Genomic DNA, 26,451 nt, shown 5'->3' on the forward strand with positions numbered 1-26,451 from the left:
CGAAGCAAACTAAGCAAAGCATAAGTTTGCGATTCCCCTTGAGGAACGCAGTTAGGCGTAGCAGTCTTGTGGCGTTCCTTTACTGACCAAATCACACAAATGCAAGAAGAGCACGGTGTGCCCCCGAACAAACATTATAAAATACCGTTTGAGAGGGGGTATACCGTGCTCTTCCCTTTATCTTATTAAGACCGCCACAGGCTGCATAGCAAAACAAGAGACGACCTACAGGCTACATAGCATCACCAGTGACGCTTAGAAGATGATATACTGAATGACAGCATAGGTAACTGCCAGCATCACGAAGAATGCCACATAATCCACTGCTTGCAAGCTCACTTTCCGCATAAATGTATGTTGCTGATTCCCAAAACCTCGAAGTTCCAAGGACAATGCCATCGTCTCCGAACGACTCAATGATTTCAGCATCAACGGTTGAATGACCGTCATGTAAGATTTTATCTTTGTCAGCCAATTCCCTTCTAACGACATACCTCGACAGGCCTGTGCTTCTTGCACCGCTTTACTTTCACGTAAAAAATCTGGTACAAAGCGTAACGCCGCTGTAAACATAAAGGCATACGCATAGGGAATGCGACATTGTTGAACGAGCGCCACTGTTAAATCTTGTGTTTTTGTTGTTACAATGAGCATCATAAAGATGGTAGTCATCGTCAACATGCGCAACGCTGTTACAACAGCAGAGTCTACAGACCAACTACCTAAGTACTGCACAATTCCTAAGAATGCTGAAAATCCGATCAATGCCAACAAGGGTTTCCATTGACGGAATAGAATACCGCCGATAAGCATCAACAGCACTTCTACACCGAATAAAGCTAACAATAATTCTGGAGTTTTCATAGCAATGGCTAAGATGGACACGAAGATCGTTGCCCAAATTTTTGTTAATGGTACAAATTTCATCGGTCTCCTCCTATCCTTTCACATACTCTGCATAGCGCAGTTCAAATTCTTTCATAGATTTGCAATACCCTAAGGCTGGTACCGTTTCACTAAGCACCACACTCGGTGGCTTCGTCAAACCTAGCTCTAATAAATCATCTCGATTTGTAAATAGTTCTTCAGGAGAACCATCAAAAGCTTTTGTGCCATATCCCATAATGATCACTCGTGTAGAATATTCTGCCATAATTTCCATATCATGGGTAATAAGTAATATGGTCAAACCTTGGGCTTGTAATTCTTGCAATAATGCCAACAAGCCTTTTGTTTCTGTTCCATCTTGTCCACTAGTAGGTTCGTCAAGAATCAACAGTTTAGACTGCATCGCTAAGGCTGAGGCAATCGCTACTCGCTGCTTTTCTCCACGGCGTAAACCTAATGGATAGGATTCTGCTAAATGGGAAATACCTACTCTTTCTAAAGCATCTTGTACGATACGGTCTACTGTTGCTTTGTCGTATCCCAATTGTTCAGGACCAAATGCCACCTCTTCTGCCACCGTTTGGCGGAACATTTGACGATCTGGTTGTTGGAACACATAGCCAATAAAACGCCCTCTTTCAGAGGTAGGCATATTCGTAATATCTTGGCCGTCGTAAGAAATCTTACCTTCTACAGGCGTTTCTAAACCGACTAATAAACGGGTTACCGTAGTTTTCCCACAACCATTACGACCACCTAATGTGATGAACTCACCATTCCCAATTGTGAAAGTTACATCTTTCATAATAACTTGTCCCGGTACATAGGAAAAGCGCAAATTTTCAACTGTTAACATATTAGCGTTCTCCTTTCATCAGACTAGATTGAGCAGATGTTAACGACAACCATGGTGTATCTAAATCAATCCCTTTTGCTGCTAATGATTTATAGGTTACAAATAAGGATGGTAATGCATCTACATAAGTATTGGTATCATACATGTAGGACAACACATCTTCTACGGAACTATCGATTTTTAGCTCCCCACCATCGATTAATACCATACGATTTGCGTACGGTAAGACAGCGTGTAAATCGTGGTCAATAACCACAACGGTAATACCATGGTCACGATTCAAGGAACCTACTAAGCGATATAACTCTTCTGTGCCTTCTGGATCTAAAGAACTAGTCGGTTCATCTAAGACTAAAATGGATGGGTTGACCGCTAATACAGAGGCAATGGCCAACCGTTGACGTTGTCCTCCAGACAAGCTGTACACATTGCGGTCTTCTAATCCAGTTAAGCCTACTTGTTCTAACACGATGACTATACGCTCTTGAATTGCCTCCGCTGTATAACCACGATTTTCAAGGGCAAAGGCTACTTCCTCTGCCACCGTCATGGTCACTAGTTGTGTATCATAGTCGGCTAGGACGATACCGATATCATCTGCTACATCTGGAATTTCTAATTGCGTCACTGCTTTTCCATTGATGAATACCATGCCTTCCATGGTACCACCATAGAACTTCGGTACAGCTCCTGCCATAGCCATGCAGATGGTAGATTTACCACAGCCTGCTGGTCCCGTAATGACAAGGAAATCGCCTTCGTTCACCACTAAGTTAATATCTTTCACGGCATACTCGCTTTGATTCCCATAGCGATAACTCATATGGTCGATGACGATAGGTGCTTTCACAGACGGTACAATACGTAAATCACTGTGGTCACTGCTATCTGTCAATTGCTGACCCTTTGCTGTTTGACGAGCTAACAATTTTTGTGCTGGAATGTACAAGAATGGTGCCACTACCGCATTACAAAGGGATACCATCAACACCAATGGCCACATAGCATTCCAATACACATTGCTAGGCAATCCTAACACGAGATATAAGCAAGTAATAAAAGCTCCACCAGATGCTACAGTACTGATGAAAGCACTTAAAATCGGCATTATATTTAGCCTACCAATTTTCAGATTAGAAATATAATGCACTAACACGGCGCAAGTGAAAGCCCCCAAAGGCTCACTAATCAGGTTCCCATATGGCAATGCCGATTTTGACGTGAATACATTAATCAAGGCCGCTACCAAACCAATCCCCAAACTTTGTCTAAGAGTTGGGCGAGTTAAATTGATAGCTACGCAATAGGTCGCTATGGTCCAGTTCGGTGTGACCCCTGCCACACTTGGAGATACAGCATGTAAAATCGTTCCCAATGCTAGCATGATGGTACTCACCGTTATCCAACGAAACTGACCTCCTTGTACATGCGTGTAAGTCAGTTTCGACACATCTTTGATTTCTTTCATTCGTTCCTCCCTATCATCTTCTATATCACTTGTATCGTATATTCTAAAATACAATTATACTATTTTTTTACGATTCATGCTATCGCTAAGACAACATTTATATCCGATACCCTTACATCATTTTTATGATTCATAGCATTGCTAATGCAAGATTTACATCTATACGATTAAGATGCCTACGTGTTGTTCATACCAGTATGAGATCTACAGCACAAACGACAAAAGACCGCAACAACTTCTTTACTAAGAAACTGTTGCGGTCTTTGTTATATCATGGATACAGCCATTTACCCACGGCTAGCTGCCAATAATTGTTTTGTATACGGATGTGTTGCCAATCCCAAATCTTTTGATGCCAAGGTTTCTACAATCGCACCTTCTTTCATCACAATAATACGATCGGTGAGAGTTTGCAAAACGCCTAGGTCATGGCTGACGAACACATAGGTAAACGGTTGCTCTTCGTAAACATCTTGAATCAATTCGATGACCCGTGCTTGATTGCACACATCGAGGGCACTCGTCGGCTCATCAAATAAGACAAGCTCAGCCCCGACTGCCATCATGCGGGCTAACACCAATCGCTGTAACTGGCCTCCGCTCAATTCATGGCGGTATTTCTTCCACACAGATGTATCCAATCCCACTTTTGAAAGCCACCATTCACAGCGCTCTTTCGCCTCTTGTTTTGTGCCTATCCCAAAATTCACGCAAGGTTCTAGCATAAATTCCCCTACTGCCATGCGAGGGCTAATGCTGTGAAAGGAGTTTTGGAACATCACTTGCAAGGAACGATAGAGCTCTCTCTCATTTCCTTTCCATTGGGAAATAGATTTTCCAAACAAAGAAAGGTTCCCTGAAGTTGGCTCTTCTTGCAAGGACAGCAATCGCAATAAGGTACTTTTACCAGATCCACTGCCACCTGCAATTCCGATGCGCTCTCGTTCTTGCACGGACAAACTCACATCTTGCAGTGCTGTCACCGTTTCCCCTTTGCGGGTATATAGTTTGCTGACGCCCTGAACTTCTAGTATCATACTTTCACCTCCTGCAAGGACTGTAAAAGTAGTTTCGTATATTCATGTTGCGGATTCGATAAAACCTCTTCGGTCTTACCGATTTCCACTAACACTCCTTCATGCATAATGCCTACGCGATCCGCCAATCTACGGGCTATCTGAATATTGTGTGTGATAAACAGCAACGTATTCTGCAATCGCTGTTGCACCTCTTCTAGGACTTTCACAATATCCTGTTGCACCAATACATCAAGAGCGCTAGTCGGTTCATCTGCAATAAGTAGTTGTGGATGTATGAGTAAACTCATAACGATGGCCACACGCTGTTGCATGCCCCCACTCAGTTGAAATGGATAGGACTCAAGCAATGCCTTTCCTCGTGGTAAGGAAACAGCCTCTAGCAGATTCAAAATATCGCCTTCATCATAGGCCTTTCCATGAGAGGCTAAGATTACTTTCATCTGCTCTCCAATGCGTTTGAATGGGTTTAAATAATTACCTGGATTTTGGTAAATCATGGCTATATCCACACCACGCACACCTTGCCATTCCTTAGGTCCATAAGTGAGCAAATTATCTCCCCCATAGTGGATGGCTCCCGTTAGGTCTGCCTGTTCTAACAAACCTAAGAGAGCTTTCGCTACAGTAGATTTTCCGGACCCACTTTCACCAATGATGGCAAAGGTTTCATTCTGTTTTAACGTGAAAGATACCTCTTTCACGACCTTTACTCCATCGTAAGAGACGGATAAATTGTCTACGCTTACTAAATCTGTATTAGTCAATGGTACTATCCTTTGTCATTACATAAGAATCAAATTGGGGCTACTATTTCGCCCTTTACACATGCCTACCATCTTGTAAGGCATCACTAATGTAATTTAATAACACAACAGTGATAAAAATTGCTAACCCTGGATAGATCAACAGCCAAGGCGCTGTTTGCAAGAAATCTCGAGCATTCAGCAAGATAGCACCCCATTCTGGTGTAGGCGGTTGTACGCCAATGCCGATCAAGGAAAAGCTTGCCACCGTAATAATCGTGTCCCCCATATGTTGAATGATGACCAACAATAGAGTCCCTCGAAGATTGGGAATCATGTAGCGACGGATAATGCGCCACAAGGACGCCCCAGACATACGTGCTACAACCACATATTGTGCTTGTTTTTCCAAATTCACCAAGTTCCGCGTAATCTTTGCGTATTCTGCCCAACGAGTTAGGCACAGTGAAATGATAATATTTTCTACAGATGGTCCCAATATACCGATGCAGGCGATGGCCACGATCATGCTAGGGAACCCTAGTAACATATCGATGCAACGTGATCCCAATTCATCAATATACCAAGGACTCATACTTAGCAAACCACCAATACAAATGCCAATGATACTACTAATGGCAATGATGGATATGGCTATGAACAACGAATCTTGTCCGCCCCATAATATCCGTGAAAGTACATCACGCCCCAATTGGTCCGTGCCTAATAAATGCGTTGCACTAATATCTTGTAATCTAGCCCCTAAATTTGTCTCATTAGGGTCAAAGGGAGCTAACTGAGAACCAAATAGAAAGAGTCCCATCCAAAGTATAGTCAGTAAAATGGCCCCTAAGAGTAGCTTATCTTGTTTCCATATACGAATCATGGGCGCCCTCCATATCTTCTTTCAGGATGAAGTAAGTACATCCATATATCCACCGATGTATTGACCACCACATAGACTAGAGAAATCCATACGATATAGCTTTGAATCACAATATAATCACGACTAATAATACCATGCACCATGAGTTGGCCCATCCCTTTGACAGAAAATACCGTTTCAATCACTGCAGAACCGCCCAACATAGCGCCGGTCGTAATCCCTAACATGGATAACAGCACAAGGCGCACTTGAGGAATGATGTAATCACGATAGATATATGCAGTACGTATACCCATCGTTTTTGCTCCTATCACCGGCAATGATGCATACGCTTGCACCACTGCATTGCGAACGCGACGAATGTATAAGCCACAAAACCAAATCGCCAAGGTAATACTCGGCAACACGTAAGCACTTAACCCCTTCGTATTTGTCACAGAGAAAATAGGAATCTTCACAGCTAGCGCATATAATAACAACAATCCTACCCAAAATGCTGGTACTGCCAATGCTAGAAAAGATACTATACGCACCACATAGTCGACCCAAGTATCTTTATAATGCGCTGCCAGTCCTCCTAACCCTATCGATAGGATACTGCCTAAACCAATGGAAACCGCCACCAAGGATAAGGTCCTTGGCAAAGCACTTTGCAACAAATCTACAACGGGTACATTCAGGAAGATAGACTGCCCAAAGTCTCCATGTAACATTTGCCACAACCAACGACCATATTGTATATACCAAGGATCATTAAGGCCTAACTCTTGTCGAATTTGTTCCACTATAGTGGGATCTGGTGTCATACCTTGCAGATAAAACCGTGCCGACACTGGATCTACAGAAGACATTTGCATTAAGAGAAACGTTCCCAATGTGACTGCCAATAATACACCTACCATAGATGCCAATTTATATAATAATACCCGTACCATATCAATCCACCTTTCTTATATACATTCTCTATTAAAGTATATAGGATAGGGCCTCTCTTTGTAAATATAACATTTTTATTTTATTCCTCATATCTGATTAAATATATAATTGCAAAAGCATTTAGCAACTTATACACTTCCAATATATATCCGCTTTTATGAGAATCATTGTCTTTTATAGAAAAATACAGTATAATATAGTTATTATTAAGTTTTTTTATAAGGAGGATATATGAAAAAATGGGTTGCACTAGCAATGACGCTGTTTGTTGCTATCGGTTTAATTGCTGGCTGTGGTTCTGATGAATCAAGCAAAAATGGCAAGCATTTGAATCTTGGTTTATATTGGTTTGGTGAAACATTGAACCCTACACATGAATGGGATGCGTGGACATTGACACGAATCGGTGCCGGTGAAACGTTGGCAACGGTAAGTTCAGATATGAAATTCGAACCTCAGTTAGCCGATTCCTGGGAAGTGGTGGATCCTTTAACATGGAAATTCCATATTCGCGAAAACGTAAAATTCCATAATGGTTCTATGATGACACCTGCGGCGGTAAAAGCATCTATTGAACGTACAATCGCCGAAAGCAAGCGTTCCAAAGAAGCTGTAAAGATAGACTCTATTACAGTAGATGGTCAAAACCTAATCATTAAAACAACAGAACCAAATGTTGATTTACTAGCTAGTTTAACTGAGCCTGCTTTTGTCATCGTAGATGTACAAGGTACAACAGATATGGATAATACGCCAATTTTGACTGGTCCTTACAAAATTGTAAAACATACAAAAAAAGAAGAAATTCAGTTGGCGCAGTTCAAAGAATACTGGGGTGGAACACCTGCTTTAGATTCTTTAACAGTTAAAGATCTAGAAGATAATAATAAACGTGCTATGGCTCTACAGTCTAAAGATGTAGATATGATCCAAAAGGTAGATAGTGCTAATCGAAGTTTATTTGAAAAGGGTGATTATAACATCATTGAGTCCGCAGGGGTTCGTACATATATGCTACAGTTGAATGTCCGTAAAGGCAATGTATTATCAAATCCAACCGTACGAGCAGCTATCGCAAATATGATCGACTATGATGCATTAGCAAAAGTAATCGGTAATGGTGCCGTTACTGGAGGTGCCCCATTCCCTCCAACAGCTAACCTAGGCTTTGACGAACTAAAAAATAAACAACATAAAGATTTAGCTAAAGCAGATGCATTACTAAAACAAGCTGGTTACACAAAACAAGGTGATACCTACATGAAAGATGGCAAACCATTACATTTAGTGTTAGCTCTTTTTGGTAAAGATAGTAGCGTTTACGAAAAACTTCAAGATGATTTAAAACGAGCTGGTGTTGAAGTCGAATTAAAACGTGTACAAGGTCCTGATGAATTATTAACTTTAGCTCCTAATGGTTTTGATATGGGAGAAACAAACTGGGTAACAATGTCCACAAATGATCCATATTGGTTCCTTAGCCTAGCTTTCAAAAGTGGTGCCAAATCCAATCGTGGCGACTATTCGAATCCGAAGGTTGATGAGTTAATTAATAAAATGGCAGCCACATTTAACGAAGAAGAACGCACAGCGATTGTCAAGGATATTCAAAATGTGTTACTAGAAGATAACGCTGGTTATTTCTTATACTATCCAAGTGCCACTGTAGTAACAACAAAACGAGTAAAAAATGTGAAAGTATTCCCTATTGACTACTATGTGATTACAAAAGACACCTCTGTAGAATAAAGGTATACTGCATTCAGTTTCTTTTAAATAAGAACTGTACAAAATATAACTATAATAAAATAAAAAGAAACATAAGTGAGATACATGATATATAACTGATTTCAGGTATAACAAAGTAGCCTCACTTATGTTTCTTTTTTTATAGTTTTACGTTTCTCATCAAAAGGACATCATGAATACAATTTACTTTGCTATTTAGTCAACGGTAATGTCCTTCGTCATTAAATAATAATCGATTGGGAATGCTTGTGCATTATGAACGCGTTTGCTTGTTACCACAGAGGATACTGGGTAGTACAAGAAGTAGGCCGCATTATCTTGAATTAAGATATTTTGGATTTCTTTTGTAATGTTACGACGTTCTTCTGCATCAAAGGTATTTGTCATTTTGTCCAACAATGCATCTACACGAGGGTTAGAGTACTCACCACGGTTTGCTTTCGTACCTGTTGCAAATAAAGCAGATAAGAAACGGAACGGGTCATTACTTGTTAAGGTAGACCAGTTATTTTCACCCATAGTTAAATTGTCGGTAGCACCGCCTAAGACATCGTCAGCGCTTTGTACACGTTTTAACTCTACTTGTACACCAGCAGCTTTTAAGTCAGATTGGATTTTTTCATAGGATACAGTGTCTTTACCCCATACACCCATAGTTAATTGCAATGGTTGACCATCTTTTGTGTATACGTCGCCCTCTTTTGTGTAACCAGCTTGTTTTAACAATTCATCTGCTTTTGCTAAGTCTAGATGTTGTTTGTTTGGTAAGCTATCGAAGCCTAAGTTTGCTGTTGGAGGGAATGTAGCGCCCCCTGGAATAGCACCATTACCCAATGCTTTTGCCAATCCTTCATAGTCGATCATATAAGAGATAGCTGCACGCACCATTGTATTCGCTAATGGAGAACCTTCTTTCATGTTGATTTGTAACATGTGTGTACGAACACCCGCTACTTCTAACAAATTGTAGTCTTTATTTTCGAATAAGCCACGGTTAGCACCATCTACTTTTTGAATAATATCTACTTCTTTAGATTGTAATGCCATCGCACGTTTGCTGTTGTCTTCGATATTTTTAACTGTTAACGTATCTAAACCAGGTGTGCCACCCCAATACTCTTTATGTTGTTCTAGTTGAATTTCTTCTTGTTTCGTATGTTTCACGATTTTGTAAGGACCTGTTAAGATTGGTGCATTTTCCATATCTTTTGTGTCCGCCACATCCACGATAACAAAAGCCGGTTCTGTTAAGTCTGCCAATAAATGTGCATTTGGCTCTATTGTTTTGAAGATCAAGTTTTGACCATCTACAGTGATACTTTCAATTTTGATGGCATCCTTAGAGCGTTTGCTGTTAGCAATCGTTCTTTCGATGGATGCTTTCACCATATCTGGAGTCATCACAACGCCATTATGGAATTTTACATTTTCACGGATATGGAATTTTCAAGTCAATGGGTCTACATTTTCCCAAGAATCTGCCAATTGTGGTTGGAATGTCATATCTTTGTCTACTGTCGCCAATGTTTCACCGGCACCAATACGAGTCAATGTCCACGCATCCCATTCATGCGTTGGATCCAAAGTTTCACCAAACCAGAATAAACCTAAGCCTGCATGCTTGCCACTTTTACTAGTGTCTGAACCGCATCCAGCTAATAAGCCTAGGGCAACAACCAATGTCATTGCTAGTACTAACCAACGTTTCATAGTTCCTCCTTTTACACGTGCTTACCATCTTGTAAGGCATCGCTAACGTAATAACACAACGGTGATACAATCCACCTTTCCTATATACTCTGCCTTCTAGTATATAGGGTATGACCTCTATTTGTAAATATTCCAATCATGAAATTAATGCATAACTATTCTTCTAGTATAGCTGATAGGGTGTTCATTTATATATGTTTACAGGTATTTTTCAAAACATTTTATTAGTTTTATTCCTTTATATCGTATTAACATGTATTTGTGATGTTATATAAAGTACAAAAAAAATCCGCGCTCTTAGCACGGATTTTTTATTTTTGATAAATATCCTCATTACGTTTATCTTAAAAGTATGCTATACTTTAATTGCCTCTTTAATAAGAAAGGAGGTGATGACATGTTCGAGGTATATCAATCCTTAAACTTGGGATCCTTTCTTCCCCCTATTTTGCAAGGTATCGTAATACATGTAGTAGCATACATTTTAATCGATATCTATAAAAATAGAAAATAGAAAGAAAAAGGACGGCGGCAACCGTCCTTTTTTTGTTTGACAACATGCTCGAGTTATCAATCCTTATTTACTAACCTAATTATATACTATCCACGCTTAAAATACAAGGTATCGCAGATTATAATCCAAAGCGAGCCATAATGGTATCTACATGACGTAACAATGGTATTGGATCAAAGCAAGCATCAATTTCTTCTGCGCTTAGGTATTTTGCAATCTCTGGATCAGATTTTAATCCTGTAGCGAAGTCTTTACCTTCCAACCAACGAGCCATAGCATGACGTTGCACCCAACGATAGGCTTCATCACGAACAGCCCCTTTATCCACCAAATGCGTTAAAATCGTTTGGCTAAATACAAGACCACCTGTTAAGTTCAAGTTTTTCATCATATTTTCTGGGTATACTAACAATTTATCTACCGTACGTGTAGCTAGATGAATCATGTAATCCAATGTAATCGTTGCATCTGGTAAAATCACACGTTCTACAGAGCTGTGAGAAATATCGCGCTCATGCCACAAAGCTTGGTCTTCAAAGGCTGCTTGTGCATGACCACGTAAGATACGAGCTAAACCGCAAATTCTTTCACACGTAATTGGATTGCGTTTATGTGGCATCGCAGAGGAACCTTTTTGTTTCGGGCTGAAATACTCTTCCGCTTCACGCACTTCAGTACGTTGTAAATGACGAATTTCCAAAGCAATACGATCCAAGGTACCACCGATAACAGCAATCATAGACAACAATTCTGCATGACGGTCGCGAGATACTACCTGTGTAGCTACTTTCACTGGTTCTAAACCCAATTTTTCACATACATATTGTTCCACAAATGGATCGATATTAGAGTATGTTCCTACAGCACCAGACAATTTGCCTACTGCTACGGATTGACGAGCCTGTTCTAAACGAGCAATGTCACGGTCAATTTCAGACATCCAGTTCACTAGCTTCACGCCAAATGTAATAGGTTCCCCATGAATACCATGCGTACGGCCAATCATCGGTGTATATTTGAACTCTACCGCACGACGAGCCAAGACGTCACGGAAATTACGCAAGCCTTTTAACAACAAGTCGCAAGCTTGTTTCATCATGTATCCTAATGCAGTATCCTTTACATCTGTGGACGTTAAGCCAAGATGGATGTATTTAGCAAACTCTGGACCTACGTACTCGCCTACGGCAGTGACAAAGGAGATGATGTCATGATTCGTTTCTCGTTCAATCTCACGAATCCGTTCTACTTGAAAGTCCCCTTTCTCACGAATCGCTACGGCCGCTTCTTTTGGGATAATCCCCAATTCTGCCTGCGCTTCCGATGCCAAAATTTCAACTAATAACATCGTATCGAACTCATTGCGTTCGCTCCAAATATGTCCCATCTCTTCACGAGTGTAGCGATTAATCATACTATAACTCCTTTATCTAATCCGTTTCCTCATGGAAATCCTTTGACCATCCATTGTGAAAGTCATACCTCTTAGGGTATTCCATATTACTCTATCATTATACAAAAATCAGGGGCAACTGTCAGCTATTAGTTGACCGTTCAACAATTATAAAGTGGTTGTCAACTATTAGTTGACAACCACTCAGCAACAGAAAGCACATTCTCAATTCTCTAAATATATCAGACTAGTGCATCACAAGAACCTCTACATCACTTCTAAAAACTGATCTACATGAAAGTTTTTAGAAGCAATACGACTATTCTAAGGAAATATATTAATTGGGCAACAAAATTTTTATAGCATCAAGACGAACTGTCAACTAACAGTTGACAGTTCAGTTTCGCATATTGCGCACACCAGCCGGAATAGCCCCTATCAAGCAAATGACGCCAAATACAACTAGTGCAACAGTGCTGTTGTATTCCATCATATCTATCTCTGATATTCCTTCTATGGTATAGGCCAATATAACCCCTATGAGTGCCATACTCATAGTTTGTCCCAATAGGCGGACAGTAGAAATAGTCGACGACGCAAAGCCAATGTACTCTTTCGGCACAGAACTCATAATCATGTTATTATTTGGCGGTGCAAAGCAGCTAACACCTACTCCCACGACACCTAAACTAATCATAATGATGGTCATACTTTCAGTGAAAGTACCATAGGCCATGCTAAGCAACCCTACGCCAATAAGCACCATGCCCCAACGAGCAAATACTGCTGGATTATATCGGTCAGACAGTGCGCCCATGCGAGGTGCCAAGAACACCATAATTCCCGTTTGTATGCACAAAATCAATCCTGTCATACGTGAGTCAAATCCCATAATCATCTGTAAAAACAAAGATAATACAAAGCCTACACCAAAGGTGGCACTAAAGTTCATCATCGCGGCTATGCTAGACATAGTAAATCCTAGATTCGACACAAATATCTTAACTGGAATGAGCGGATCTTTACTATGCCATTCTATATATCCCAACACACCTAATGACACCATCCCCACTATGAAAGCATAAGGGCTCCACCAAAAGCGAACCCATTCGGTAATACCAATCATCACTGCACTGATACCCAAGGTGTATAAAAGTAAACTTCTCGTAGAAATACTACTATCTGGTGTATGTACCCATTCCTTATGCAACGAGCGAAAGGCCATCACATTTGCCACAACACCTAATAAAGTAGTAAATACAAAAATACTGCGCCATCCATAATAGTAATTTAGAAAACCACCTAAGGCCGGGCCTAAAGATAATCCTAAATACACCATGCCTCCAATCATACCGAATGCATAACCGCGCCGTTCTAATGGTACCGATAAAGTCAAAATAGACATAGACGTAGTATACACAACCCCTAAGGCAATTCCTTGCAAGGCTCGATACACCGTCAACATCTCTACAGATCCAACAAAGCACATAAGACCTGATATCATTGTAAATACAATACTACCTATATAAAACAACTTGCGCTTTCCATAAATATCCGCTAACTTACCAGCCGGAATTACCGCTACCGTACAGCATAGTAAAAACGATTCCACCACCCATGCCATATCATTCGTAGTAGCCCCAAACTCTTGCATCATATCTGGAAAAGACATCGTGAGAGAACTCGATGCAAACGGATTCAAAAACGCCGCCAGCATCATCGTATATAAAACAGCTTTCATGCAAATATCACCCCTTGTTTTAATGTACTCTCATTATAGCAATACAAATGAGATTTTGAAAGTTCCCCCTCGAGTTTCCCCAGTAGAAATAACATTTCTCGCCACACAATACGATAATGCAAAAGAAAATCCGCATTGCTTACTAAAAACTTTAGCGGAGGTCAGTTTTTAGAAGTAATGCGGATTTTCGTATTCCCTATATCCTCAAACGAGATATGTCGTTCCTATTTAAACTCGTTGCAAAGAGCTGCAAACATCTCTGCATCTGGTTTCACCACATCATGTACTAATGCACGAGCATGTGGACCACCGTTGGCAGCATATAATGCTTGTTCAAAGGATGGTTTTGTTGTATCTTGGTAAATCAATCCTGTTACAAGACCATTGGTTTCACCTAATGTAGCGAATGCTTGTGCACGGTTTGTTGGATCGTAACCTTCTGGCAAGTTCACCAAATTATCTTTGAAGTAATCATAGCCATTTTGTTTATTGTACGTTACGCAAGGGCTGAACACGTTGATGAAAGAGAATCCTTCATGTTGCATACCTTGTTTAATTAAATCCACTAATTGCGCACGATTTACCATGTAACTTTGTGCCACGAATGTTGCACCAGAAGCGATGGCTGTTTCACAGATTGGCAATGGACTTTCAAAAGAACCATGAGGAGATGTTTTTGTCACAAATCCCACATCAGAACGAGGAGATGTTTGTCCTTTTGTCAAACCATATACATGGTTATCCATAACTACATAGGTAATATTAACATTACGTTTGAACGCATGAATTGTATGGCCCATACCGATCGCGAAGGCATCACCGTCACCACCGCAAACCACAACATTCATATCTTCATTCGCTAATTTCACACCTTGTGCATACGGAAGTGCACGACCATGTGTAGTATGCGCACCATAGGCATAGAAGTAACCACCGATACGGCTAGAACAACCGATGCCAGAGATAACAGCCAACTTTTCAGGCGCAATATCAAGAGCAGCTACTGCATCAGCGATGGCTGCTTGTACCCCATAATGACCACAACCTGGGCACCAGTTAGGGCGGATATCATTTCTATATTCATTTGCTGTTGCCATTATAAAACCTCCTTAATTGCCGCTTTTACATAAGATGTTGTAAATGGATTACCATCGTATTTTAAGCAACTAGAAAGTTTTTCTTTATTCGGCATGTTGATGCGGAATAAGTTAGTCAATTGACCTGTCGCATTTTGCTCACAAATCACAACTTTTTTAGCACTGTTATAGAATGGTAGCAATTGTTCTTTCGGGAATGGTTTAATCAAACGAAGTTGTAAATGGTTCACTTTGTGGCCTTCTGCCTCTAATTCCACCACTGCTTCTTCGATAGCACCACGGCTAGAGTTAATACCGATCACAAGAACATCTGCTTCCTCATGTTTTGCATTGTTCAAGAATGGTTCATATACGTCTGCTACTGTAGATAATTTGCGGAAACGTTTATCTGTTTGTGCCACGTGCATAGAAGGTGCCTCTGCTGGTTTACCTTCTTCGTTATGCTCTAGACCAGTAGACAAGAATAGACCGTTTTTCATACCTGGGATAGTACGAGGGGAAATACCGCTTTCAGTCAATTCAAAACGTTTGAAGTATTTAGGATTTTCCAATGCTGGTAAATCTTCTTCTTTCATCAAGTTCCCACGTTCAATACCAACACGGTTCAAATCGAATGTTGGTACAGATTGTTTATTCAAGCCTTGTTGTAAATCAGGCATGAAAATCACTGGACATTGGTATTGTTCCGCTAAGTTGAAAGCATGTTGAATTTCGTAGAAACATTCTTCAATACTTGTTGGAGCAATTACGATATTGGAATAATCGCCATGCGCATTGTAGCAAGCTGCATCGATATCAGATGTTTCTACTTTTGTAGCCATACCTGTGGATGGGCCAGAACGTTGTACATCGATGATCAGCATTGGCAATTCAGCCATAGATGCCATAGACAAGGATTCCGCCATCAAGCTCAAACCAGGGCCAGATGTACATGTAAAGCCACGTACACCAGCGTATACACCGCCCATAGCCATCATGCAAGCTGCAATTTCATCTTCTGTTTGTACCACAGTAGAACCAACTTTATCCATTTTCTTAATCATGTATTCCATTACTTCAGAAGCTGGAGTAATTGGGTAGGATGCCATAAAACGGGATCCCGCTGCAATCGCACCTAATGCTAACGCTTCATTACCAAGCAAGAACATTTGATCTTTTGGTGTTGGTTTATCCAATGTATCTACTTCTACATCACCCAATTGGTCTTTTACTAATTGATAACCCAATTGGAATGCTTGTAAGTTTTTGTTGATAATATCTTCAGATTTTTTCGCAAAGCGAGCTTTAATCGCTGTTAAGAACAACTCTGTTTCAAAGCCCAATAATGCCACAGACATACCCAATGCCACGATATTACGCATCAACAAAGATCCTTGTTGTAATGCTGTTTCGGAAATTGGCAATGCTAAGCATGTTACGCCAGTACCTGTGAAAGCTTCAAAATTAGGATTTACTTTGCTATCGCAAATGATAAAGCCACCTTCACGCACTTCTTTACCGTGCATATCTACAGTTTCTTGGTCAAGTGCTACCAAGAAGTCGATATGCTCACCGACTGTCATAATTTGTTCTAATGCGATACGTAATGCAAATGTTGTGTGACCACCTTTGATACGAGATGCAAACAAACGTTGGCTGTACAAGGAATAACCTTCTTTGGCAAGAATAGTAGCTAAAATTTCGCCACAACTTTCAATACCTTCACCTTGCTGACCGCCCATTTTCCAGATAAAATCTTTACGTTTTTGCAAGAGATTCACCCTCCTTAGGATTGTAATATAGGACCACAGAAAGACTGTATTTATTCAGTGTTTTTCATACACATCAATCTCTCAAAGTTCACCTCTAATAATAGCATTTTTACCACTTTTCATCAATCACATTCCCCACATTTATAAAGTATTTTATGTTCTTACTGAGGGCTATCTATATATTCATTGTCTAAACATATACAACAGCTTCTATATATAGATATTCCCTATAAGTAAAAAAATACAAAAACCTCGGCCAAGAGAATAAAGCCGAGGTCTTTGTATTTGAGAAAAAAGAGAGAGAACATTTGAAATAGCTTCAAATGTTTTGTTGGGGCAATGGGGGGCGCCCCTTCGGTAAAAGTAGGGTCTTTTACCTGGGAAGGTATAAGATGAACCCTTCCCTATTGTAAGTTAGGTAGATAAAGAGAGAGATCTTTATCTAGCAAAGGTAGTGTGAACCCTTTGCTTGAGTTATTATAGCAAATGATTGTGTAAAAGTAAACACATGATTTTATAAATTCCTAGGCTTTTTATATATTTTTTATATATAACGCTAGAAACTATTAGTATTACAACCTATGAATACTTTCACCGCCAAAATTATTACTTTTCTTTCTGCTTCGCCAATAACTCTGCATGAGCCTTTTTAAATACAAAGGCATTCCGCACATGACCTCGCATCCGCTCTTCTGCAAGCTGTCCATTGCGATCATGAATAGCTTCCATAATTTGTTGATGTTCTAAATCGCAAGAAATGGTACGTGTTTTATCTGACGTACTAATGTACATATCACGATTTACCATTTCCCGGAAATCCGCTAAATAATCTGCCACCCGGTCATTGCCAGAAAATTCTGCAATCAATGTGTGAAAGCGACTATTAATGGCAACCCGTTCTTCTGGATCTTCCGTATGAATCCCTGCATCGCACACCTCTTGTAGTTCTGCTAGTTGCTCCTCTGTACATCGCTCCGCGCAAAGTCTAGCCCCTAAGCCTTCCATCACTTCACGACATTGGTACATAGCTACAATTTCCTCTGGAGAGTATCCTTTTACGGTAACACCTTTCCAAGGTTTAATGACCACAAGATTATCTTTCGCCAGTTTACGAAATGCTTCACGTACCGGAGTAGCACTCACATTTAATTGCTCTGCAATACGCACTTCACTTAACTTCATTTTTGGTTTCAAAGAACCTGTCAAAATAGCTTGCTTTAATGACATATATACTTGTTCACTCAACGGCAATCGCCCAATTGAGTCAATACTATGCAAACGATACTCTTCTGTTTTATCCATCGAATCCCCCTCCAGGATGTTACTATTCTATACTTGTACCTAGTCTTGGTATACGTAACACATTTCTTTCATTATACGTGAAATAGCTCCTAAAAATCAATGAAATCTAATGTCCCTGTGATATAATAGTAATAACTAATGTATCTGTGTATAGAATAGGAATCAACCATGAGTCGTTGTCTAATTATTATAAACCCTGTATCAGGCGGTGGTCGGGCTCGCCGATACGTAATGGAACTGCAATGGCAACTAAGCGCACTCTTTGATCGCTTAGAAGTAAAATTCACCCGACAAGCCGGCGATGCTACCCGCTTTGCCATCGAAGCCTCCGAAGAAGGATTTGATGCCATCTTTTGCATGGGCGGTGATGGTACCATCAACGAAACCGTTAACGGCATTGTGAAAGCTGGCTGTCGCTCCAAGTTCGGTTTCATTCCCCTTGGCACTGTCAACGATATGAGCCGTGCTCTGGGCATCCCCTTACAACCATTAGAAGCTATTCACGGCTTAAAACATAGCACCATCCGCCATGTAGATGTAGGTCGTTGTAACGATTCGTTTTTTTGCAACAATATCGCCATTGGGGTCATCCCTGAGGTTGTGGCCTCTGTCACGCCAAAAGAAAAACAATTACTGGGGCCTTTAGCCTACTTTGCCAAAGGTGGACAAGCTTTATTTACAACCAAGGATTATAAGTTCCGCATCACCACTGAAGAAGGGACCCAAGAATTTATGTCCCCATTGGTCATCGCCTTACTAACCAATGTAGTATCTAGCTTTGAGCATTTCATGCCCACCGCTTCCGTCGATGATGGGTACATGCGTATTATCATCTTTAAGGAATATTTCATCATGAACCTATTCTTTATTTTGCCACTCATTCTAAGCGGTTCTATTTATAACTCAAAATATGTAACCATACTGAAAGTCAAACAAGCACGCATCGAGGTATGCGACACCATGGAGGCCTCCACCAACATGGATGGCGATATCGGCCCTGATGCTCCAGTGGACTTGGAAGTATTGCCTAAGTTTTTACAAGTTTACGTGCCTAACAAACGTCGAAAAAAAACGCAAGGATTATTCCACAATCCATTACAAAAATAAATCCAATAGTTTTTGAACAAGCAACAGAGGAGAGTTGAATTATCAACTCTCCTCTATTTTTTGTTGCTTTTGAAATGTTATCGAACTACGAATCCATTCCACAGGACTATTCCGTTTGTTACCTATATCAATTTGTTGTATGATATCTCGCAATTGTGCTTCTCGCACTACAATATCACGTATACCACCACCTATAGTTGTAGTCTCACGAATACGCATCGCTAGCAATACATCTTCTATCGTCAATCCTTGTAGATACACATGCTGAATCCAAGTATTTCCTGTATTACTAAAGACAATGCCTACACGACTATGGCGAATCTGTAAATTATACGCATTCCACTGTTCCGTTACACTAGATCCTACAGGATGTCCTGCTAAGACTACAATCCCTTGTTGCATACGTTCCATGACAAGATTTTGTGTCAGTAACCCTACACCATCCCAATGCAATCCATCACCACTGTACCTACCTTCCATACGCACATCTTGGATGCTCAGTTGGTCCACTTGTGTAGCCTCCACCATGTGAGCCGATGCATTTCTTAACACCGTATTTTCCAGCAAAATATCCTTGCCATGATGGATAACCACTAAAGAAGACCGTGTAGAATTACCTTTTTCATAACTAGCTCCTCTACGCATAGCAGTTTGCACTTCCGACTTACTTAACAAACCAGTATGATCAAGCACATCTTGCGTCACTGTATCCGCTTCAGGTGTATTCTCCTCTTGTAAAAGGTCTTCTTTCCATCCATATCCATCAATAGTACCACCACGAATGACAACGTTTTCGATAGGTCCTTGCTCATCGCCTTCTAACTGTAAAAGTCCTAAATATGGCGTACCTCCTGTCACCACATAATTAGGTTTCACAAAGGCAGAGCTATCATTAACCGCCATCAGCACAGCACCCTCATCTAATTCTAAGGTCATATAACTGTGCAAGAATAGCGTTCCTGTACGATATACCCCTTTACTAAGATGTAAAATACCTCCCGCTGGGGTATCACGTATCGCTTTTTGTAACACTAACGTATTATCCGTGATTCCATCTCCTACAGCGCCATAAGCGGTAGCCTCTAAACGCGGTTCTTGAGGTAATGTTTTGACTGGTATCTTGGAAGAATCAGACAAAGTAGATCCCCTATCATCCACAGCTTTTACTTGCACTAAGTATACTGTATCGGATTCTAATCCATTCAACTCTATTCTAGGAATGATAGATACACCCTTTGCACTAGGACGAATTTCTTTCACTTTTTCTTGATTAACGTAAATATCATACCCCGCCAATCGTTCATCATCCACTGGATTCCAAGCTAAGGAAATCGTTGTACTAGTTACGCCTAACTTAGGGATTTGCAATTCAAAATCGCCTGCTTCTACCACATATTTCGTCACCGGCGTTGTATATTTCACATACATATTCCAGCCTAATCCTAGCAAAGCCAAGATTAGACTCAATCCTATGGCCCACCACCCATAGGTTCTATATCGCTTTTGTTTCATTATGTCCATCCTGTTCTCATGTATTCACCATGGCTCTCGTATCTAGCACATAGCGTATATGTACCATTCTACATGATTTACAAAAATGGTCAATACTCAACCGATGGTGGTAACCCGCATAATATGAGACATAGGTACAAGCACATCTCCTACCGTCATCGTTCGATACACTGTATCAATCTGTTGTAATCGCCCTTGCACCGTATCATACACTCGTCCATTATGATACACTACACTGACTATATTCCCTATCACTAGTCCTTTACACTGTGCATCTAATACTTCCAATTGCTCCTCTGAAAGTTCTTTTCGATTCTCTTTATATCGTGCTGTTTCCTCCAATAACTCTTGAAATCCCTTCAAGGCAGCAAAAGGCATAAATTGTTTAGCCCTCTGTAACAATGTCATCTTCGGTCGTTTATGTTGCATTATGCCCTCCCACCAAGGTGTTACGAAACTGCATGGTCCCCTCTTCTTGCAAACTGCTAGCACGAAGTATGGAATTGCCGCCAAACTTTTCCTTAATCGTTAATACGGTCCGTTCCACTTGGTATGCCTTTTCTTCCCTATCTTGAAACGTAGAAAACAAATCTTCTTCCCAAGGTACGGCCTCACGACTCACTAAATCATCAAACCCCACCGACAGCTGCCGTATCTCCTGATGAGGATAAGTAGTTTCTTTATACAACTCCAACACAGCCTGTGAAAGTACCTCTAAGGAGCACGTATACTTCGATAACCGTCTCGATCCACCGGTACCTTTCACCGTTCTATCTGCATACCGCACCCCTAAGGAAATATATTTTGTCAGCGCTTCTTCTGCAATCAGTTCCAACAATAAAGATTCCACCATTTCTCGAAGGGGCACAAAACACTCCTCGTAGGAATAATTCCGCAGTAGAATTTGACCTCTCGACAGGGAATGTTTAGCCGGACGATAGGCATGAATCTCTTTCATCGTACACGTCTCACGCCCCCAAGCATGGTCAATGAGCAGTTCTGCATTGACTCCAAACTCCTTATACCATCGGTCCTCAGGTATAGTCGTAATACCATGTAAATCCACTACACCATACTTATGTAAGCGACTTGCGATTCCTCTTCCGATTTGCCAAATATCTGTAATCGGTTGATGATACCATATCTTTTCTTTAAATAATTCCTCATTAAGAATACCAATTCCCTGTGGCGCATGCTTTGCCAACACATCGAGGGCTACCTTAGCTAAAAACAAATTAGTTCCTAATCCAACCGTAGCATGAATATGAGTTTGTTCTAATACCTTATATTTGAAGAGCAATGCTAGTTCTCGCCATGTTTTCTTATACAATCGGCTATAGGGAGTCACATCAATAAAATACTCATCAATAGAGTATACATGAATATCTTCTGGTGCCACATAGTCCAATAAGACGCCATAAATAGAGGCAGATACTTCCATATATCGTCGCATCCTAGGCTTCACTGCTATATACTCAATAGTAGATGGAATCTCAAACAACCGGCATCGGTTCTTAACGCCTAATTGCTTTAATGCCGGAGAAATAGCTAGTGTAATCGCCCCTAGCCCACGTGATGCATCGGCCACAACTAATGGAGTTGTAAAGGGATCTACCCCCAAATCTGCACACTCCACAGAAGCATAAAAACTCTTCAAATCTAAACACATATACACTGCCATACTATCCCTCCTCTATACTAGTATAGTAGCATATTTGTTCTATGTTTTCAATATATATGTTCGATATATTAATCGTACACCAATATAGTAATTTACTATATTTTAAAAAGATTACTACGCAATACTCCCTGTATTTGACTTGGTTTACCACTAGGAAATGCATCTCATTATATCCGACCTCAACGTTTTTAAAACAACTTTAACATTCAATGAGCCTAGTATTTAACTAGGCTCATTGCTATTACAACCAACTCATTTTGTCCTATAACCCAGTATTGAACTAAGCTCATTGCTATTGCAACCAACTCATTTGGGCTATAGCCCCAATAGCCAATATACATCTATTTTGAAAATTAGATAAAGAAAACAGGTTGTCCCGAGGGACAACCTGTTGTAAGTTTGTGTAATACAATTGTATTTCTGATTATAAGAAACGGTTCAAGGAAGCAGTGCTTGCCAAGTGACGATCTGTCATACCCATTTCTGCTGGAGTGCAACCCAATGCAAGGCCAATTAATTGGCTCATGTGGATGATAGGCATATCACCATTCATTGGAACAGTTGCTTTTGCTTCTTTTTGGAACATATCCAATTGCATTTGGCAAAGTGGGCATGGTGTTACGACACAATCAGCACCTTCTTTTTGCGCATCAGCATTGATAGAACCAGTCATTTGCATTACAGAATCATGTGCAGGATATACTGCATGGAAACCACAGCAATCTAACTTACGGGAGAAATCGATTGGAGTAGCACCTAATGCTGTAATCAAATCTGCCAAGCTTGTTGGGATTTGCATATCTTCGAAGCCCATTTCTTCTTCTGGACGAAGGATATGGCAACCATAATATTCAGCAACACGAAGACCTGTCAATGGACGAACCACTTTCGCTCTCAAATTATCTAAACCATATTCGCGGATAAGCACCCACAAGAAATGTGTCACTTCGCTAGTACCTTTGTAGTTCATACCAGCTTCGCCAAGAATGTTGTTTACTTTTTGACGAGTCACTTCATGATCATCAAGTTCTTTTTTAGCTTCACGAAGCATTAACGTACAAGTATTACAAACTGTAAGGATATCTAAACCTTCTTTTTCAGCTAACGCGATGTTACGAGCGTTAGTGGAAAGAGCCAATAATGGATCGATATCTTGAACGTGGGATGCGCCGCAGCAAGTCCATCCATCTAATTCTTGGATTTCGATACCTAATTTTTTCGCTACTGCAACGGTTGCTAAGTAGTCTTCTTTAGATGCGCCTTCTAATACGCAACCTGGGAAAAATCCGTATTTCATTATTTTCCAGCCTCCTCTACTGCACGACCGATTGTACGAACACCTTCAATACCATTCACTGGTTTATGAGGAACTACTAATTCGAATGGATTGATTTTGCCATGTTTCCATAAACGAAGAGCGTATAGACCTTGTTTTGCGGAATCCAATAATCCATCTGTTTTCAAGCTCATTGTTACTTCGTTTAGGCGACCAGTTTTTAACAAGTCTTGTTTAAACGCGATAGCATGACGAGTACCTTTGTTGGACAAGCCTGCTTGTGTCGCTACACGACGAAGGTCGGAAATATCTTTTTCTGGTTTCAAATGTTTTGGACAACGAGTGATACAGTTCATGCAATGTACACATTTCCACAAGCCATGATTGAAAGCTGGTGTAGTATGCGCCATTGGGGACACATCACGGGAATCCATTACAAAACGATTCGCTTTTGTATATACATATGGATCCAAGAAGTCTTCACGATTAGCAGACAATTTATTACATTCGGAAGCACAGCATCCGCAAAGGATACATTCTGTGTTCATAACGAATTTTTTAAAGTCTGCAGCAGATTGGCGTGTACCAGTTTTAGTAGTGAATTCTGGTTTTACGAAAATCCAAGGAGCTACTTCTTTCAAGCGGCTAACTTTTGCTTCCCAGTCAACTACTAAGTCACGGATTACATCAAAGTTACCGATTGGAGCTACTGTGATTTCATCAGAACCGAAACGTTCTGTAATTTCATCAATTTTAGCTTCACAACCAAGCATTGCTTGGCCGTTAACTTTCACGGAGCAAGCGCCACATACTGCAGAACGGCAAGCTGCTACGAAAGTTAATGTTGGATCTAATGTATCTTTAATTTTTTGTAAGCCCCAAAGGATAGTACGGTCTGCTTCATAATCGAAAGTATAAGACTGTACATACGCGCGGCCTTCGTTAAAGCGGTGGATATGATAAGTAATTTGTCTCATCTTAGTACTTCCTTTCTTGTGGTTCGTATTTAGTGAACACTACATCGCGTTCGGACATTACGTATTCGCCATTTTCGCCAAGTTTCCAAATAGCGTGTTTTAAGTATTGGGAATCATCACGTTTAGGGAATTCTTCACGAACGTGAGCGCCACGAGATTCTTTACGATGTAAAGCGCCCAAAGCGATAGCTTTCGCAACTGTCAACATAGATTTGATTTCTACGTAGTTTACGAACGCCATATTGTAAGTACGGTTAGAGTCACCTACATAGCAAGTTTCATATTCTTCTGTCAAACGATCGATCACTTCAAGAGCTTCTGTGATACCTGCTTCGTTACGGAAGATACCTACTTTATTCCACATAGCCACAGCTAATTCATCACGAATTTCAGCTACTGGACGACCAGAAGTACGGGATGTAACTTCAACGAATTTAGCTTCCCATTCTTCAGCTTTTGCTTGTAATTCAGCATCGCAATCTGCAAATCCACTAGCTTGCGCATAATCAGCAGCACCTGCACCAGATACTTTACCGAATACAACACCGTCAGCTAAAGAGTTGCCACCTAAACGGTTAGCACCATGGATAGAGATACAAGATGCTTCACCAGATGCAAAGATACCAGGAATCTCTGTAGCACAAGTTTTGTAGTCTACTACGTCGATACCGCCCATGATGTAATGGCAAGTAGGACGAATTGGCACTGGATCAGTTAAAGGATCGCAATGTTCAAAGCAAAGAGCCAAGTCACGGATACCATGAAGTTTTTCGATAATAACTTCAGGTCCTAAGTGACGAAGGTCAGCTACTACGTATGCATCAAGGCCAGAACCATTGAAACCACGACCAGCTGCGATTTCATCTTCGATTGCTTTTGCTACAACGTCACGAGACGCTAATTCCATTTTGTTAGGAGCGTATTTTTTCATGAAACGTTCGCCCTCAACGTTTAACAAGTATCCGCCTTCACCACGAACAGCTTCGGACATCAAGATACCAGTTTTACCAAGTCCAGTTGGATGGAATTGGATCATTTCCATATCTTTCAAGCCTACACCAGCACGGAAAGCTACTGCCATACCGTCACCAGTGGAAAGGAATGGGTTAGTTGTACGAGTCCAGAATACACGGCCAGCACCACCAGTAGATAATACGATGGATTTAGCTTTGATAATTTCTACTTTACCTTTTTTCATATTCCAGATAATAGCACCACCAGCTTTACCATCTTTTACAACGATATCTAATAGGTACCATTCTTGTAAGAAATGTACGCCTTCTTTAAGACATTGTTCATATGTTGTATGAAGAATTACGTGACCAGTTTTATCCGCACTGTAGCATGTACGTGGATAAGATTGTCCACCAAAGTTACGTTGTGCGATTTTGCCTTCGTCTGTACGAGAGAAAGGAGTTCCCATGAAATCCATTTCTAATACCCCTTCTGGGCAACGTTGACAGAAGAATTCGATAGCATCTTGGTCGCCAAGATAGTCAGAACCTTTTACTGTATCGAATGTATGAACTTCTGTGGAGTCTTCTTTTGCTACGTTATTCAACGCCGCATTAACACCACCTTGTGCCATTGCTGTGGCAGAACGTGTTGGGAAAATTTTTGTGATCAATGCTACACGCAAACCATCGCGTCGTGCAGCTTCTAAAGCAGCTCGTTGGCCTGCTCCACCACTACCTACTACGAGAACATCATATTGTTCCATACGTACCTCCTCAAAAACACTTGTCTTATTTTGAACTATACCTCTTACATACTGTTCTTAAAATAAGGAACTATGTTTAACTGCATACATGACTGATATATGCA

Annotated in this window: 22 protein-coding genes; 2 read left to right on the forward strand and 20 right to left on the reverse strand. The window is 40.6% G+C overall.

What is annotated here, in order from left to right:
- Positions 1-255 precede the first annotated feature (255 nt).
- From EO116_RS02260 to EO116_RS02290, 7 genes are all read right to left on the reverse strand, one after another.
- Complete coding sequence (locus EO116_RS02260) at positions 256-927, reverse strand: energy-coupling factor transporter transmembrane protein EcfT (RefSeq protein WP_127160458.1); 672 nt, start codon at positions 925-927, stop codon at positions 256-258.
- A 10-nt stretch (positions 928-937) separates the two neighbouring features.
- On the reverse strand, positions 938-1,744 hold the full coding sequence (locus EO116_RS02265; RefSeq protein ID WP_127160459.1) for an energy-coupling factor ABC transporter ATP-binding protein: 807 nt from the start codon (positions 1,742-1,744) through the stop codon (positions 938-940).
- 1 nt (position 1,745) lies between these two features.
- Complete coding sequence (locus EO116_RS02270; protein WP_127160460.1) at positions 1,746-3,212, reverse strand: energy-coupling factor ABC transporter ATP-binding protein; 1,467 nt, start codon at positions 3,210-3,212, stop codon at positions 1,746-1,748.
- A 287-nt stretch (positions 3,213-3,499) separates the two neighbouring features.
- The gene (locus EO116_RS02275) at positions 3,500-4,246 is read right to left on the reverse strand and encodes an ATP-binding cassette domain-containing protein (RefSeq protein WP_164726040.1); all 747 of its coding nucleotides are present in this window, start codon (positions 4,244-4,246) and stop codon (positions 3,500-3,502) included.
- Positions 4,246-5,016: an ABC transporter ATP-binding protein gene (locus tag EO116_RS02280; protein ID WP_127160462.1), complete on the reverse strand. Its 771-nt coding sequence runs from the start codon at positions 5,014-5,016 to the stop codon at positions 4,246-4,248. Before EO116_RS02280 ends, EO116_RS02275 begins: the two co-directional genes overlap by 1 nt.
- A 55-nt stretch (positions 5,017-5,071) precedes the next feature.
- Positions 5,072-5,881, reverse strand: a complete 810-nt coding sequence (locus EO116_RS02285; RefSeq protein WP_127160463.1) for an ABC transporter permease — start codon at positions 5,879-5,881, stop codon at positions 5,072-5,074.
- Positions 5,878-6,816 (reverse strand): ABC transporter permease, encoded by a 939-nt coding sequence (locus tag EO116_RS02290; RefSeq protein WP_062401117.1) that lies wholly within the window; start codon positions 6,814-6,816, stop codon positions 5,878-5,880. Before EO116_RS02290 ends, EO116_RS02285 begins: the two co-directional genes overlap by 4 nt.
- A gap of 232 nt (positions 6,817-7,048) precedes the next feature.
- Between EO116_RS02290 and EO116_RS02295 the strand changes: the two genes are divergently transcribed.
- The gene (locus EO116_RS02295; protein WP_127160464.1) at positions 7,049-8,566 is read left to right on the forward strand and encodes an ABC transporter substrate-binding protein; all 1,518 of its coding nucleotides are present in this window, start codon (positions 7,049-7,051) and stop codon (positions 8,564-8,566) included.
- Positions 8,567-8,761: 195 nt separating this feature from the next.
- Here EO116_RS02295 and EO116_RS02300 read toward each other — a convergent pair whose 3' ends face one another.
- From EO116_RS02300 to EO116_RS02325, 7 genes are all read right to left on the reverse strand, one after another.
- Entirely contained in the window at positions 8,762-10,003 is a 1,242-nt protein-coding gene (locus tag EO116_RS02300) for an ABC transporter substrate-binding protein (protein ID WP_255416969.1), read from the reverse strand.
- A gap of 9 nt (positions 10,004-10,012) precedes the next feature.
- Positions 10,013-10,276 carry a hypothetical protein gene (locus EO116_RS08620; protein WP_240629108.1) on the reverse strand — a complete coding sequence of 88 codons (264 nt, stop codon included), beginning with the start codon at positions 10,274-10,276 and terminating at the stop codon, positions 10,013-10,015.
- Positions 10,277-10,908: 632 nt separating this feature from the next.
- The gene (purB, locus tag EO116_RS02305) at positions 10,909-12,204 is read right to left on the reverse strand and encodes an adenylosuccinate lyase (RefSeq protein ID WP_127160465.1); all 1,296 of its coding nucleotides are present in this window, start codon (positions 12,202-12,204) and stop codon (positions 10,909-10,911) included.
- Positions 12,205-12,580: 376 nt separating this feature from the next.
- Positions 12,581-13,924 (reverse strand): MFS transporter, encoded by a 1,344-nt coding sequence (locus tag EO116_RS02310; RefSeq protein WP_127160466.1) that lies wholly within the window; start codon positions 13,922-13,924, stop codon positions 12,581-12,583.
- A 224-nt stretch (positions 13,925-14,148) separates the two neighbouring features.
- Positions 14,149-15,021, reverse strand: a complete 873-nt coding sequence (locus tag EO116_RS02315) for a 2-oxoacid:ferredoxin oxidoreductase subunit beta (protein WP_126940932.1) — start codon at positions 15,019-15,021, stop codon at positions 14,149-14,151.
- The gene (locus EO116_RS02320; protein WP_127160467.1) at positions 15,021-16,772 is read right to left on the reverse strand and encodes a 2-oxoacid:acceptor oxidoreductase subunit alpha; all 1,752 of its coding nucleotides are present in this window, start codon (positions 16,770-16,772) and stop codon (positions 15,021-15,023) included. Before EO116_RS02320 ends, EO116_RS02315 begins: the two co-directional genes overlap by 1 nt.
- A 606-nt stretch (positions 16,773-17,378) precedes the next feature.
- Positions 17,379-18,074: a GntR family transcriptional regulator gene (locus EO116_RS02325; RefSeq protein ID WP_127160468.1), complete on the reverse strand. Its 696-nt coding sequence runs from the start codon at positions 18,072-18,074 to the stop codon at positions 17,379-17,381.
- A 168-nt stretch (positions 18,075-18,242) separates the two neighbouring features.
- Between EO116_RS02325 and EO116_RS02330 the strand changes: the two genes are divergently transcribed.
- A complete protein-coding gene (locus EO116_RS02330) occupies positions 18,243-19,181 on the forward strand; it encodes a diacylglycerol kinase family protein (protein WP_127160469.1) in 939 nt (312 codons plus the stop codon).
- A gap of 42 nt (positions 19,182-19,223) precedes the next feature.
- Here the strand turns inward: EO116_RS02330 and EO116_RS02335 are convergent, their stop codons facing one another.
- From EO116_RS02335 to EO116_RS02360, 6 genes are all read right to left on the reverse strand, one after another.
- Positions 19,224-20,693: a glycosyl hydrolase family 28-related protein gene (locus tag EO116_RS02335; protein WP_164726038.1), complete on the reverse strand. Its 1,470-nt coding sequence runs from the start codon at positions 20,691-20,693 to the stop codon at positions 19,224-19,226.
- 96 nt (positions 20,694-20,789) lie between these two features.
- Complete coding sequence (locus EO116_RS02340; RefSeq protein ID WP_240629110.1) at positions 20,790-21,122, reverse strand: hypothetical protein; 333 nt, start codon at positions 21,120-21,122, stop codon at positions 20,790-20,792.
- Complete coding sequence (locus EO116_RS02345; RefSeq protein ID WP_127160471.1) at positions 21,112-22,374, reverse strand: DNA repair protein; 1,263 nt, start codon at positions 22,372-22,374, stop codon at positions 21,112-21,114. Before EO116_RS02345 ends, EO116_RS02340 begins: the two co-directional genes overlap by 11 nt.
- A 424-nt stretch (positions 22,375-22,798) precedes the next feature.
- Positions 22,799-23,671 (reverse strand): CoB--CoM heterodisulfide reductase iron-sulfur subunit B family protein, encoded by an 873-nt coding sequence (locus EO116_RS02350; RefSeq protein WP_127160472.1) that lies wholly within the window; start codon positions 23,669-23,671, stop codon positions 22,799-22,801.
- Positions 23,671-24,627 carry a succinate dehydrogenase/fumarate reductase iron-sulfur subunit gene (locus EO116_RS02355; protein WP_127160473.1) on the reverse strand — a complete coding sequence of 319 codons (957 nt, stop codon included), beginning with the start codon at positions 24,625-24,627 and terminating at the stop codon, positions 23,671-23,673. Before EO116_RS02355 ends, EO116_RS02350 begins: the two co-directional genes overlap by 1 nt.
- Before the next feature lies 1 nt (position 24,628).
- Positions 24,629-26,347: an FAD-binding protein gene (locus EO116_RS02360; protein WP_127160474.1), complete on the reverse strand. Its 1,719-nt coding sequence runs from the start codon at positions 26,345-26,347 to the stop codon at positions 24,629-24,631.
- Positions 26,348-26,451 lie beyond the last annotated feature (104 nt).

The sequence above is a fragment of the Veillonella sp. VA137 genome (assembly GCF_003992015.1).
Classification (GTDB): domain Bacteria; phylum Bacillota; class Negativicutes; order Veillonellales; family Veillonellaceae; genus F0422.